At 61.0% G+C, this 12,253-nt stretch carries 12 protein-coding genes; 8 read left to right on the forward strand and 4 right to left on the reverse strand.

The genetic code is table 11. The annotated features are described in order from the left end of the window. Positions 1-27: 27 nt before the first annotated feature. Positions 28-1,404 carry a response regulator transcription factor family protein gene (locus CQ017_RS04900; RefSeq protein WP_105552776.1) on the reverse strand — a complete coding sequence of 459 codons (1,377 nt, stop codon included), beginning with the start codon at positions 1,402-1,404 and terminating at the stop codon, positions 28-30. Between the two features lie 223 nt (positions 1,405-1,627). Here CQ017_RS04900 and hxlB point away from each other — a divergent pair, with 223 nt between their 5' ends. Both hxlB and hxlA read left to right on the forward strand, forming a co-directional pair. Next, positions 1,628-2,158: a 6-phospho-3-hexuloisomerase gene (gene hxlB, locus CQ017_RS04905; RefSeq protein WP_105552979.1), complete on the forward strand. Its 531-nt coding sequence runs from the start codon at positions 1,628-1,630 to the stop codon at positions 2,156-2,158. A gap of 51 nt (positions 2,159-2,209) precedes the next feature. After that, on the forward strand, positions 2,210-2,833 hold the full coding sequence (gene hxlA / locus CQ017_RS04910) for a 3-hexulose-6-phosphate synthase (RefSeq protein WP_096286894.1): 624 nt from the start codon (positions 2,210-2,212) through the stop codon (positions 2,831-2,833). A gap of 90 nt (positions 2,834-2,923) precedes the next feature. Here the strand turns inward: hxlA and CQ017_RS04915 are convergent, their stop codons facing one another. Further along, the gene (locus CQ017_RS04915) at positions 2,924-3,805 is read right to left on the reverse strand and encodes an SPFH domain-containing protein (RefSeq protein ID WP_105552777.1); all 882 of its coding nucleotides are present in this window, start codon (positions 3,803-3,805) and stop codon (positions 2,924-2,926) included. Positions 3,806-3,908: 103 nt separating this feature from the next. Next, on the reverse strand, positions 3,909-4,166 hold the full coding sequence (locus tag CQ017_RS04920; RefSeq protein ID WP_258133515.1) for a hypothetical protein: 258 nt from the start codon (positions 4,164-4,166) through the stop codon (positions 3,909-3,911). Positions 4,167-4,525: 359 nt separating this feature from the next. Here CQ017_RS04920 and CQ017_RS04925 point away from each other — a divergent pair, with 359 nt between their 5' ends. From CQ017_RS04925 to CQ017_RS04945, 5 genes are all read left to right on the forward strand, one after another. Further along, on the forward strand, positions 4,526-5,875 hold the full coding sequence (locus CQ017_RS04925; protein WP_105552778.1) for an MFS transporter: 1,350 nt from the start codon (positions 4,526-4,528) through the stop codon (positions 5,873-5,875). Continuing rightward, positions 5,872-7,101 (forward strand): CaiB/BaiF CoA-transferase family protein, encoded by a 1,230-nt coding sequence (locus CQ017_RS04930; protein WP_105552779.1) that lies wholly within the window; start codon positions 5,872-5,874, stop codon positions 7,099-7,101. Before CQ017_RS04925 ends, CQ017_RS04930 begins: the two co-directional genes overlap by 4 nt. A 12-nt stretch (positions 7,102-7,113) precedes the next feature. Beyond that, positions 7,114-8,313, forward strand: a complete 1,200-nt coding sequence (locus CQ017_RS04935; RefSeq protein WP_105552780.1) for an acyl-CoA dehydrogenase family protein — start codon at positions 7,114-7,116, stop codon at positions 8,311-8,313. Positions 8,314-8,355: 42 nt separating this feature from the next. Then, on the forward strand, positions 8,356-9,327 hold the full coding sequence (locus CQ017_RS04940; protein WP_105552781.1) for a LysR family transcriptional regulator: 972 nt from the start codon (positions 8,356-8,358) through the stop codon (positions 9,325-9,327). Positions 9,328-9,400: 73 nt separating this feature from the next. Continuing rightward, a complete protein-coding gene (locus CQ017_RS04945) occupies positions 9,401-10,282 on the forward strand; it encodes a 3-hydroxyacyl-CoA dehydrogenase family protein (protein WP_105552782.1) in 882 nt (293 codons plus the stop codon). 108 nt (positions 10,283-10,390) lie between these two features. Here the strand turns inward: CQ017_RS04945 and purB are convergent, their stop codons facing one another. Beyond that, on the reverse strand, positions 10,391-11,800 hold the full coding sequence (purB, locus tag CQ017_RS04950) for an adenylosuccinate lyase (protein WP_105552980.1): 1,410 nt from the start codon (positions 11,798-11,800) through the stop codon (positions 10,391-10,393). A 159-nt stretch (positions 11,801-11,959) separates the two neighbouring features. On the opposite strand from purB, the gene CQ017_RS04955 reads away from it, so the two are divergent. Next, the gene (locus CQ017_RS04955; protein ID WP_105649717.1) at positions 11,960-12,232 is read left to right on the forward strand and encodes a hypothetical protein; all 273 of its coding nucleotides are present in this window, start codon (positions 11,960-11,962) and stop codon (positions 12,230-12,232) included. The last annotated feature ends 21 nt before the right edge of the window (positions 12,233-12,253 follow it).

The following is a 12,253-nucleotide window of genomic DNA, read 5'->3' on the forward strand; positions in this document are numbered from 1 at the left end:
CTGCCATCGATCAGGCTGCCCCGGCCCCTATTCCGTTGCGGCTCGTGGACGTTTGACGGTTCCAGGGGCCTCGCCCCAGCGCTTCCCGCTAGCGGCATCCGGCACGCCGCGGCTATGGGCCAGCGCCGCTGCCTCGGCGCGCGAACGCACATCCAGCTTCTTGAAGAGGTTGCGGACATGGAACTTCACCGTATTCTCGCTGATGCCCAGGGCTGCGGAGATCGCGCGGTTTCCCTGCCCCGCCGCCAGCAGTTGGAGCACCTCGAATTCCCGGGCGGCCAGCTTCCATTGGGCCAGATCGGCGGGCATGCTCTGCGGCGCATCGAGCGGCAGCACGATCGAGACATCGGTGCCCCACTCGGAGATGACTTCCAGCTCCATCCGCCCGGCCAGGGCTTGCACCTGACGGTTCAGGCGCTCGATAGTCGGAGACGCTTGGTCCATGGCGCCGCGTCCGTCGTCACGCATGTTGATCAGCAGGTTCTCCCCGTCGCAGTCCCATTGGGCACGAATCCGGTGGATCTGTTCTTGATCCATCATGACCAGCGCCAGCCCGCGCATGATCGAGCGCGCCGCGTAGGCGACTTCTCCGGGCAAGGCCCTGCCATCGGCGGGCGGCTCGATGAATTGCAGTTCCACTCCGCCGGATTCGCTCAAGGGGCGCAGGTCCTCGCGCAAGCGGGTAAAGGCGCTGCCCACCGGTTCCTCGGCCATGCCATTGATCCGGTCATCGAGGGACCGCAAGCCCACCAGGGTCTTCGCCGCCAGGTCGGTGGCCTTGGCTCGTGCCAGCGCATCGCTGAGCTGCGTGCTGCGCAGGGTGGCCAGCAGAAGGTCCAGGCTGGTGGAGTACTGGTCGACCAGTTCGGTGGTCACCCGGGTGCGTTCGGCCGATACGGCCCGCGATTCACGCAAGTAGGAGGGCGGCGCGTCTGCGACCTTTTCGCGGATCCGGGCTGCCGTGAGCTGCCAGAGGTAATCAAGCAGATCACGAGAACTGCCGGACTCGGCAGGCTCCTGCACCACTACCGGATCAGTCAGCACGAGTAGCGCATTGCTCGGCGGATAGCGCAAGGCAAGGACTTCGCGCGGGGCCCCGCCAATCCCTGCGGTGCCCCGCCACCGGTCCTGCTCCGGGTGGGAGCTGCGCAGCTGGTCCAATTCGGCAATGGTCACCCGGGAGGTGATTGCTTCGCTTCCCGCCTTCTTCTGTGGCCGGCCGGTGCACTCCTCGGTGAAGATCAGCAGCGCGGAGCATTTGACCCACGGCTGCAAGGACGCATGCAGCCGTTCGGCAATCTGCAGCAGCGGCGCGGTAGCCAGCAGCGACAGCGAATCGAGAAGCTCCCAGAGCCTGGCATCGGAATTCGGGTCGCGTCCAATGAGCTCGTGGAGAGAAACCATGACAGTGAGTGTATTCCATTCGAGCCTGGCCAGCCTACCCGAATGGGTAGGAAAAGCCGTCACAAGATGGCGTATTGCCCACCCGGCAGATCCGTGAGGATGGATTGTAGACACGGCGAGGCCCGCAACGGGCACCGAAGCGACCATCGAGAGGAATGGCTTGGGTACTTTGCGAACTAAGGCGGAGGCAAGCACCGCAAATCATGTTGTAGCCGCGCAGGAAATGATTCAGGCGGAGATCGCTGAGACCATGCAGGCCGTCGATCCCGCCCAGGTCGCCGCGGTGGCCGAGCTGGCCATTTCGGCCAAGCGGATCTTCGTCGCCGGTGCCGGGCGCAGCGGCCTGGTGCTGCGCATGGCTGCCATGCGGCTGATGCATCTGGGCCTCACGGTGCACGTGGCCGGTGATATCACCACTCCGGCCATCACCGAAGGGGATTTGCTGCTGGTGGCCTCCGGCTCGGGCACCACCTCCGGGGTGGTCAGAAGCGCCCAGACGGCAGCCGATCTCGGGGCGCGCGTCGCCGCGGTGACCACGGACCCGGGCTCGCCCTTGGCGCACCTGGCCACCGCAATCGTGCAGGTGCCGGCCGCGCGCAAGACGGACCACGGTTCGGCGAAGAGCAAGCAGTACTCGGGCAGCCTCTTCGAGCAGTCGCTCTTCCTGCTCACCGAATCGCTATTCCACTGTCTTTGGAACAGCACGGAATTGCCGGCCGAAGAGCTGTGGCTGCGGCACGCCAACCTGGAATAGCCCGGGCCGCGAATCCTCCTTGAAAAACACAACAACCGAAAGAAGATCACCATGAAAATCCAAGTTGCCATCGACCTGCTGACCACCCAGGATGCTCTGGAGCTGGCGGCAAAGGTCGCCCCATACGTCGACATCATCGAGCTGGGCACCCCGCTGATCAAGGCCGAGGGCCTCTCGGCGGTTGCCGCGATCAAGAGCGCCCACCCGGACAAGATTGTGTTCGCCGACATGAAGACGATGGATGCCGGCGAGCTGGAAGCCGACATCGCTTTCGCTGCCGGCGCGGATCTGGTCTCCGTGCTTGGCAGCGCAGACGACTCCACCGTCGCGGGCGCCGTCAAGGCTGCCAAGGAGCGCAATAAGGGCATTGTGGTCGATCTGATCGGCATCGCGGACAAGGCCGCCCGTGCGAAGGAAGTCATCGCGTTGGGAGCTCAGTTTGTCGAGTTCCACGCCGGCTTGGACGAGCAGGCACAGCCCGGTTACGACCTGACTGGCCTGCTCAGCGCGGGGGCGATCGCAGCAGTTCCGTTCTCGGTGGCCGGCGGGGTCAGCATCAGCACCATCGCCGAGGTGCAGAAGTCCGGGGCCCAGGTGGCGGTGGCCGGAGGCGCCATCTATGGCGCGGCCGACCCGGCGACCGCGGCCCGCGAGCTCAAGGCCGCATTGGTCTAAGGCACGAAACCTCGGTGGCATCGATAAAATGGAGCCACCCGGAATTGCATAACAAGACGCACGGCTCCACCGGAGCCGTGCGTCTTGTTGTTATTTGTCCTCGTCGCCACCGACCATGGTGATTGGCTGGACGCCTCCGCCGGGGAAGCAGCCGATCGGGCTCTTGCCCGATTCTGCGACGATGTCCAAGCATTTGGATGTCAGGGTTTCGGGGGTGATGGACCGCTCGAGGATCTTGTTGGCCTCGGCCTCGGCGGCGCTGGTTTGCTTGCGCTGCTCGGCGATGCGGGTCTTCGCAGTTTCGGCCTGCAGCTCGTTGATGCGATTCTGCGTCGGCTCATCGAAGTTGATGATCGGCAGGGTTACCGAGCGGATGTCAATCTGGGTGCCGACCTTTTCCTGCATCTTGGTCCGCACGGACGTCGCCAGGCCCTCGAGATCTTGGCCTCCATCGGCTGGATCGGTATACGCCAGCGGGTCGTAGCTCGCCATGACTTCGTTCAATGCGGCACGGAAATTACGATCCACCAGGTTGGACTGGATGCCTTCGAAGGTGCGGTAGTCCAGGAACACGGACATCGCGTCGTCGGTCTTCAACTGCCACTGGATCGAGGCGTCGACGTTCGCCTTGCCATTGTTTCCCAGGCGGACCGGGATGGCGCTGTTCGAAGAGTACACATCGTTTTGGACCGACCCATCGAGCTTCTCCACGGTTTCCCACGGCGCCTTGAGGTGGAAGCCGTTGCCGATGACGGCGGTGGGCTTGCCCAGGGCGATCTTCACCCCGACGGTGCGTGGCTGAACGATGGTGGCCGAGGCGAATCCGAGAACAACCAGCGAAACGACCAGGATGCCGATGCCGGTCCACCGGGCATTTCCCTTGGACTTCGTGCCGGCTTTCATGCCCGCGCTGCCGAAGACGAAGAATAGCCCGAGCAGGATGCCAATGATGATGAGAACTGTGAGAAACATGTCCCTCTTCCTTGATGTGATGAACACTTAAAGTCTAAGCGATGTACCATCTGGAGGATTCGAGGGAGGGTGAGTGATGTTTCACGGATGCTGCAGCGGAAGGCTACTTCAGGTGGCCAACCAGCTCAGAGGCGATGCCGGTGTAGCTGCCCGGGGTCATCTGCTGCAGACGAGCCTCGGCATCTGCCGACAAGCCCAGCTCGCCAACGAATTCCTTCAAACGGGCCGCGTCCACGCGCTGTCCGCGGGTCAGGTCCTTCAGGCGCTCATAAGGATTGTCCATGCCTGCAACGCCGGCAATGGATTCGGCGCGTTGTGAAGTTCGAGCGGACAGGGATTCATGGAGACGATCGTGCTGCAGGGATACAGCGAAGAATGAAAAGCGCTACGGTCGATCTTAAATATTAGACCCGAGCAACGAGATGAACGACGAGACGATATCGTTGGCACCTGTGGATGCAGTCTTCAGCCTGTTTGGCAGCGTGCATGCTGACAAACCTAGCTCGGCCGCTAGCTCGGCGTTCGGCATACCCCGACTCGCCGCTCATTAAAGTGCGGTGCAATTGGGCCGGGTGAGCACTGGATTTGTTGTTCGTTCGGTGTGACCGAACGGTGTGATAGCAACTTGGCCGTTGAACCGCTCCGCAACCTGGACTCTACTTATAGAGAGAGCAAACCATGTGTCTCTAGTCACAGAACCTAGGTCCGAAGGAGAACGAAATGGCCGTCACCGCTGCTCCAAAACAAAAAGACAGGGCTTCTAGTACGCCAAATAGTAGGCGAAACTGGGGCATCGTCGTGATGCTGTTGATCTTCTTTATGCTCAATTTCGCCGATAAGGCGGCTATAGGGCTGGCGAGTACGCCGATTCGAGAAAGCATGAACCTGAGTGCAAGCCAGTATGGGCTGCTTTCAAGCGCGTTCTTCTGGTTATTCGCGGTCGGGGCGGTCACGCTCACTGCAGTGTTCCGTAGAATCTCTTATAACTGGGCAGCCGGCATCTTGATGATCACCTGGATTCTGACAATGTTGCCACTGACGGCTCAAACAACTTTTGGTGTATTGCTTGCAAGCCGGATCGCATTGGGTTTCTTCGAAGGCCCCGCGCACGCGCTATGCCAGTCCATTGTTCACGAACTTTTCCCCCCTGAAAAGCGTGCTGCCGCAGGCGCTGTGGTCAATGCCGGTTCTTCTCTCGGACCCCTGTTTGCAGCGCCGATTCTGACTTGGATCATCCTGACCTGGGATTGGCACGCATCTTTCGTCTTCTTGGTGGGCATCAGTATTACCTGGGCCATCGTCTGGTTTTTCTATGCTGACAAGCTTCCCTTCCGCAAGCGGCGAATAGCCAATGAGCCTAGGGCAGCCAAGGAAGACCCCAACGGCGATATTGTCGTCCCGTTCTACCGTCTGCTATTGATACCTAGCTTTTGGGGTCTCGCGCTACTTTCGTTCGCCGGATATCTAATCACCTCGCTGAAGGTTTCCTGGTTGCCTGCCTTCATGAATGAAGGCCTAGGGTACTCGATGGAAAGTGTCGGCGTATTGGTGACGATCCCGTATATTGTGGCGGTAGTAGTACTACTGGGTGCCGGGTTGCTCTCAGGACACCTATTGAAGCGTGGCCACTCCTCAAGAATGGCCCGTTCTTTCCTGACTGCTGCCTGCCTGCTGTTCGCCGGAGCATCAATGATCACGTTTACTCAGATCCCGGCTGGCCCGCTCCAGCTCGTTCTGGTCGTCGCGGCATTCTCCATCAATTCGGTGGCGTTCTCCATCGGATTTGCAGGTGCTTCGGACTTCCTCCCGGCCCACCAGCGTGCCTCGTTCTTCGGTTGCATAATTGCTGCCTATTCGATCGCCGGAATGGTTGCACCCTACGTACTGGGTCTGATCGTTGAAAGCGCAGCATCCTCCGTTCAAGGCTATTCGAACGGATTCTTGATCGTTGGCATCACCATCTGCGTATTCGGGGTCGCCGGTGGAATGATGCTCAATCCAGCCCGGGCGCGGACCCGGCTTCTAGAACTCACCGCAATGTATGAAGCTCGAAAGCAGGTCAGTTCATGAACCAGCAAGCTGGGCCGTTGAAAGGAATCCGGGTACTGGACTTTGGGCAGTACATTGCTGGCCCGGGCGCCGGCCAGATCCTGTCGGACCTCGGTGCCACAGTCATCAAGGTCGAGAACATTAGCGGTGACCAAGCCCGCAGCATTGGTGTTTTTGGCGAAGCCATGATCCGTGCCTACAACCGGGACAAGGCAAGCTTGGCACTGGATCTAAGGAAACCCGAGGCACGTGTTGTCGTCCAGCAGCTGCTCCCGGAAACCGATGTACTGATTCACAACTTCCGCCCCGGGGCGGCAGAACGGCTGGGACTCGGCGCTGAAACCTTGCGCGAGCAGTACCCAGCACTTGTCTACGGTTCGGTGACCGGGTTTGGAACTCGTGGACCCTCCAGCGATCGTCCGGGACTGGATATCGCTGCGCAGGCAGAATTTGGGATCATGCAGACAACAGGTGAAGAAGGTGGAGAACCTCAGCGGATCGGTTTCGCCGCAGTTGACGTGGCAGCAGCAAACTCGCTTGCCACGGGCATCATGGCAGCGCTCTTCGCCCGCACAACCACACGGGAAGGGGCCCATGTTCAAACATCCTTGATGGAAGCGGCGATTTCCATGCAGGCAGCGACTTGGGGCGAATTCACCATCACCGGTCAGCCCGGACGGCGCAAGGGAAACGGCCAGGCACACGCGGCCCCCGCCGCGGATCTGGTCCATGTCAGCGATGGAATGATCGTGCTTTCCGCTTACACGAGTGAGAAGTGGGCAGCGCTCTGCAACGCCATTGGCCACCCCGAATACATTGAAGATCCGAGGTTCAGCGACAATCCGTCCCGCGTTGCCCACCGTTCAGCACTCCTGGACAGTTTGGGGCAGGCACTCTCCGCGAGCACCCGTGCCCAAGCCGTCAAACTGCTCCTGGCCAACGGCATCGTCTGCGGGGCGGTCCGTGCTTTCGACGAACTGGTGATCGATCAAGATCTGGTCGCATCAGAGGTGCTGATCTCGGTTGAATCCGGCAATGGAAATTACACCTCCCCGGGAGTCCCCTTCACACTCGATGGGTGGCGCAGGACTTCCTCCGCCGAAGCGCCCCGAGTCGGAGCGCAGAATACTCGGATCCTTGCTGATCTGGGCTATACGGAGGAGCAAATCGAAGCACTGCACGTCGCCGGTGTAGTCTCCACGCCACCGATTGCCGCAGCCGGTACCTCGCAACATGCACGTAAGTAAGGAACTACATTCATGATCAACCCCGAGATATTCGAATACGGATTTGATGAGTATCGCAAGCTCATCGCGGAATTCACCGAGCGGGAATTGATTCCCGCGGAAAACGAGATGGTCCAGGCCGGCGCCGTCCCCGAGCGCCTGCTCAAACGCATGGCGGAGGTAGGGCTTTTCGGCATCTCCATCCCTCGCAAATACGGCGGGCTGGAATGGAACATGGAACAGCAAGTTCTGCTGACACTCGAATTCACGAGGGCCTCCTGCGTCTACCGTTCACGATTCTCCACGGTCATCGGTTTGTGCTCCCAAGCGATCCTCGACCACGGCACAGAAGAACAACGGGGCAACCTGCTGCCCAAGATGGCCGCCGGCGAACTGGTCACTGCATTCGCGCTGACCGAGGAAGGGGCCGGATCCGATGCGGCGCAGCTCACCACCTCCGCGACCCTTGAGCACGAACGCTACGTGCTCAACGGCGAGAAGCGATACATCACCAACGCCGGATGGGCTGATGCCTTCGTGGTTTTTGCACGCACCAACCAGTCGATCTCGGGCGCCAAAGGCGTTTCCGCGCTGATCGTTGACGCCACGCTGCCCGGAGTCACCACTTCGCTGCCCACCCGCATGAACGGCCATGCCGAGGCACCGGTCGGCGAAATCCACCTCAACAACGTCTCGGTGCCCGCCAGACACTTGTTAGGCGGAGCCGGCGGCGAAGGACAGGGACTGACTATGGCGCTGCGCGGTATCAACCACGCCCGGCTCCACGTGGCAGCAACTTGTGTTGGCCAGGCAACGCGCATACTCGAAGAAACCACCAGCCATGTCAGCAGCCGCAAACAGTTCAACGCCCCGCTGTCCGACCTGGGAGCCGTCCAGGCCGTGCTGGGCGAGTGCTTCGCCGAGGTCGAGGCCGCCCGTGCGCTGGTCATGGAAGGAGCACGCTCCTTCGACGAGGGAGATGTCCCTCGCCACCGGATCGCCGCGGCCAAGCTCTTCGCCTCCGAAATGGCTGGCCGCGTTGCCGACAAGTGCCTCCAGCTGCTCGGCGGCGAGGGAATTGTCGGCGACCATCCGATCCCGCGTATGTGGCGCGACGTGCGCGCGCTGCGCATCTACGAGGGGTCCTCGCCAATTCACGAACGCAATCTTGCCGTAGCTATGATTCGACAAGGGAAGATCGACGGGAAGCTCCCGAATAGCTACCGCGCGTAGCCCTGCCAACGCGCAAAACCGTCTGAAGCCAAGGAGAAAATTGTGGAGATTCGCCAGCTCGAGTATTTCTTGGCCGTTGTCGAGCACAACGGCGTTAACCGCGCTGCCGTCAACCTGCACGTTGCGCAGGCAACGATATCCCAGAGCATCAGGCAGCTTGAGCGCGAACTCAAGCTCGAGCTGTTTCACCGGACGGGGCGCAACATCGTGTTGAATTCGGCGGGCCGGCTTCTTGTTGACCCGGTTCGCCGAATCCTCGGAGAGGTCCTTTCCACGAAGGACCTCATGCATGGGGCCCTCGAGATGTCCGTAGGTTCTATCACGATCGGCACGATGCCCGAGATGTCCAGCGAGGCCGTGGCTGCCTGGAGCGGATCGTTCACCAAGCACTACCCTGAGATTCGGATCGACATGACCGAGTATGCAGATGTTGCAGAGCTCTGTGAAGAAGTGCTCAACGGGCACTGCGAAATCGGATTCACCACTTTCCCGATTCCAGTCGAAAACTTGCAAACGATCCAATGCGGTGTCCAGCGGATGATGCTGGTCATGCCACCGGGCACCACGCTCCCGGCATACCAGCCGGTCGCGTTGTCCGGGCTGCACTCGCTGCCAATGGCAGTGAGCAACTTAGCGCACCGAGAAAACGACATCGTCGCAGCGGCACTTCGAGAGCAAGGCATCACCGGTCGGATCAGAGCCTACGTGCCCACCCGGCACGCGCAGCTGGCCCTGGTGCTGAACGGCAGTGCAAACGCGTTCCTGCCGATTCGGCTTGCCGTGCTCGCGAAGAAACTGGGAGCAGTGGTCGTCGAAACGGAACCCACGATTCGCACAGACTACGGAATCGTGCACCGTGCTGGCTCGTTGAATCCGGCGGCAGAAAGCTTCATTCGGCAAAGCATGGCGGTCCTGAACCAATGGGGAGAACTGATCAAGAAGCACCAGGATGCCGGGGAATCGTTGCTCGATGCTGCATTGCTGGCGGACGAAGCGCTGCACGGCAAGGTCTAGCCCGCGGGTGCCCCGACCAACTACCGACAAATCGCCGCACCGGCGAACAACCTATGAACAAACGGATTCAACTATGAATACAAGTAGCGGCGTAGAGGGCATTTCTAACATCCTGGTCATTGGCGCCGGGACCATGGGACGTCAGATAGCCATGAGCGCGGCTCTGGCCGGCTACTCCACAACCCTCCAAGATATCTCCCTCGATGGCCTGACCGCGGCACGCACCGAACACAAGAGCTGGGCCGATTCCCGGGTAGCCAAAGGCAAGCTGGGGCAGGGCGATGCCGGCGCTGCGTTGGATGCACTGGCCTACAGCACGGACTTGAACACCGCGGCCTCCGGCGCGGACTTTGTGATCGAGGCTGCCACCGAGCGTCTGGACATCAAGACGCAGATCTTCGAGCAGCTGGGCGTGCTGACCCCGGCCCATGCCATTCTGGCCACGAACTCCTCCACCCTGGGATCCTCCAAGGTCGCGGAGGCCACAGGGCGTCCGGCGCAGGTGTGCAATATGCACTTCTTCAACCCGGCGCTGGTCATGAAGTGTGTCGAGGTGGTGCGCCACGGAGCAACAAGCGACGCCACGGTTCAGGCCGCCATGGGCCTGGCCCGCCGGCTGGGCAAGGAGCCGGTGCTGATCAACCGCGAAATCCCCGGGTTCATCGCCAACCGCCTGATGGGTGCGATGCAGCGCGAAGCGCTGTTCCTGGCCGATGAGGGCATCGCAAGCATCGAGGACATCGACACCACGGCGCGCACCGCGCTGGGCCATCCGATGGGCCCGTTCGCACTGATGGACATGGTTGGGCTCGACGTCATCGACTTCATCGCCCAAGCGACTTACGAGGAAACCGGCAACGCAGTGGATGCACCCAACGAACGCATCACGGCACTGGTTGCTGCGGGAAAAATCGGACGTAAATCCGGCACCGGGTTCTACGGCTACACGCGGTAGCCACTTGCCGGAGAAACTACCAGCGGCGTGAAAATATTGAAGAACACCCCCGGCCATTGCAGAGGGTGTTCTTCAAAGCACGGTAAGAACCGCGTAAAACGCTGCGGGTTACTTCTGCAGGTGGTCAACCAGCTCAGAGGCGATGCCGGTGTAGCTGCCCGGGGTCATCTGCTGCAGACGAGCCTCGGCGTCCGCCGACAAGCCCAGCTCGCCAACGAATTCCTTCAAACGGGCCGCGTCCACGCGCTGTCCGCGGGTCAGGTCCTTCAGGCGCTCGTAAGGATTGTCCATGCCTGCAACGCCGGCAATGGATTCGGCGCGCATGACCATCTGGATGGCCTCGGCGAGCACCTCCCAGTTGTGGTCCAGATCCTCTGCGAGTACCGCCTCGGCGACGTCCAAGCGATCCAGGCCCTTGGCGGCGTTCGAGATGGCAAGCACCGAGTGGCCGATGGCGGTGCCGATGTTGCGCTGCGAGGAGGAGTCGGTCAGGTCGCGCTGCCAGCGGCTGGTGACCAGGGTGGCACCCAGGGTGTCGAGCAGGCCGTTGGAGATCTCCAGGTTCGCCTCGGCGTTCTCGAAGCGGATCGGGTTCACCTTGTGCGGCATGGTCGAGGAGCCGGTTGCTCCGGCCACAGGGATCTGTGCGAAGTAGCCGATGGAGATGTAGCTCCACACATCGGTGCACAGGTTGTGCAGGATGCGGTTGAAGCGTGCGATGTCGGCGTAGACCTCTGCCTGCCAGTCGTGGGATTCGATCTGGGTGGTCAGCGGGTTCCAGGTCAGTCCCAGGTGCTCGACGAAGGTCTGCGAAACCTGCTGCCAGTTAGCGGTGGGAACCGAGGCGTAGTGGGCGGCGTAGGTGCCGGTGGCGCCGTTGATCTTGCCCAGGTACTCGGTCTTCTCGATGCGGTCCAGCTGGCGGGTCAGGCGCCAGGCAAGAACTGCCAGTTCCTTGCCCAAGGTGGTTGGGGTTGCCGGCTGGCCGTGGGTGCGTGAAAGCATCGGAACGTCGCGGGACTCTTCGGCCATCTTGGTCAGCTGGGCCACCAGATCGCGGGCCGCAGGCAACCACACCTGGGTGACTCCGCCCTGGACGCCCAGAGCGTAGGAGAGGTTGTTGATGTCTTCGCTAGTGCAGCCGAAGTGCACCAGCGGCTTCAGATTGCCAATGCCGATAGCGTCCAGGCGGTTAGCGATGTAGTACTCGACTGCCTTCACGTCGTGGACGGTGACGGCCTCGATCTCGGCCAGTTCCTTCACCGACTCGGCGTTGAAGTCCGTGACGATCTTGCGCAGGGCAGCCTGCTGATCGGCGGTGAACGGGGAGGTGCCCGGCAGCACGGAGTTCTCGGCCAGGTGGATCAACCATTCGATCTCCACGTGAACACGATCGCGGTTCAGCGCCGCTTCGGAAAGGTAGTCAACCAACGGTGCCACCGCGCTGCGGTAGCGTCCATCGAGGGCACCAAGTGCCAGGGGTTCATTAGCAAGGGAAGTGCGCGCAATCTCAGCCATGTTCATATTCTTTCATCACTGCGTGCACATCACATCTTTTACACACATCCTTCTTTCCACAGCCGGTGCCCAAACGGGCCGAAAGAGGCAGCAGCAGGGTGAAGATGAAGGCAGATTTTCACCGATTCGCCGGTGGAGAATGACGGGTGGGAGCTAATCATGATGTTTCAGGCGACCCTGGATTCGGTGGCCTTCCAGCTGGATGACGCCCAGTCAACAACGCGTTTCGCCATCGAACAGCTCTCTTCAATCGGTTCGCTGACTTGGAGATCTTCGGCAGGCAAGGCCTTTGCCTCCGAGGTGAGCCAACTCAGTGACAGGCTCGTGGGACTTACCAAAGCGCTGGGCGAAGCCGAGTCCTATCTGTCGTTGGCCATCGGGGAGATGAACGCGTTGGAAGCGGAGATCCTCAATCAGCGAATGGCTTCCTAGCCATGGGATATGACGTCAATT

The sequence above is a fragment of the Arthrobacter sp. MYb224 genome (genome assembly GCF_002975455.1).
Lineage (GTDB): Bacteria > Actinomycetota > Actinomycetes > Actinomycetales > Micrococcaceae > Glutamicibacter.

Excerpts from the sequence above, each read along its gene's own strand:
- CQ017_RS04900 (WP_105552776.1), bottom strand. The coding sequence starts at position 1,404 with ATGGTTTCTCTCCACGAGCTCATTGGACGCGACCCGAATTCCGATGCC.
- hxlB (WP_105552979.1), top strand. The coding sequence starts at position 1,628 with ATGATTCAGGCGGAGATCGCTGAGACCATGCAGGCCGTCGATCCCGCC.
- hxlA (WP_096286894.1), top strand. The coding sequence starts at position 2,210 with ATGAAAATCCAAGTTGCCATCGACCTGCTGACCACCCAGGATGCTCTG.
- CQ017_RS04915 (WP_105552777.1), bottom strand. The coding sequence starts at position 3,805 with ATGTTTCTCACAGTTCTCATCATCATTGGCATCCTGCTCGGGCTATTC.
- CQ017_RS04925 (WP_105552778.1), top strand. The coding sequence starts at position 4,526 with ATGGCCGTCACCGCTGCTCCAAAACAAAAAGACAGGGCTTCTAGTACG.
- CQ017_RS04930 (WP_105552779.1), top strand. The coding sequence starts at position 5,872 with ATGAACCAGCAAGCTGGGCCGTTGAAAGGAATCCGGGTACTGGACTTT.
- CQ017_RS04935 (WP_105552780.1), top strand. The coding sequence starts at position 7,114 with ATGATCAACCCCGAGATATTCGAATACGGATTTGATGAGTATCGCAAG.
- CQ017_RS04945 (WP_105552782.1), top strand. The coding sequence starts at position 9,401 with ATGAATACAAGTAGCGGCGTAGAGGGCATTTCTAACATCCTGGTCATT.
- purB (WP_105552980.1), bottom strand. The coding sequence starts at position 11,800 with ATGGCTGAGATTGCGCGCACTTCCCTTGCTAATGAACCCCTGGCACTT.
- CQ017_RS04955 (WP_105649717.1), top strand. The coding sequence starts at position 11,960 with ATGATGTTTCAGGCGACCCTGGATTCGGTGGCCTTCCAGCTGGATGAC.